Genomic DNA, 280 nt, shown 5'->3' with positions numbered 1-280 from the left:
CGGTTCGCCCGCGACGCCGGCCTCCTGACCGACCGGGTCGAAACCGCTATCGACGACGTGCGCGCGGCCGGCGGCGACGGCTCGATGGCGATGCTCGGCGAGACGGTGTTCGCGGTCGGGTCGGGGCTGACGGACGCCGGCTACGACCCGGAGCGCTGTCGCGTCCCCCCCGCCGGCGCGACGCTTCGGAGCGAGTAGGCGGCAACCGGGGCGGCGACCGGGACCGGCGGCGGACAGGGGAGTCTGCCCGCCCGTTCCGATGAGAAAACGTGTTACTGCC

Annotated in this window: 1 protein-coding gene; it reads left to right on the top strand. The window is 74.6% G+C overall.

The window, feature by feature from the left end; all coding sequences use genetic code 11:
• Positions 1-198, top strand: a 198-nt coding sequence (locus tag HKX41_11225) for a sugar kinase (protein NNC24702.1), incomplete at its 5' end; no start/stop codon positions are given.
• Between the last annotated feature and the right edge of the window lie 82 nt (positions 199-280).

The sequence above is a fragment of the Salifodinibacter halophilus genome (assembly GCA_012999515.1).
Classification (GTDB): Bacteria; Pseudomonadota; Gammaproteobacteria; order Nevskiales; family Salinisphaeraceae; genus Salifodinibacter; species Salifodinibacter halophilus.
Note: the sequence above shows the minus strand (reverse complement) of the source record. Positions and strands in the feature narration are given on the sequence as shown.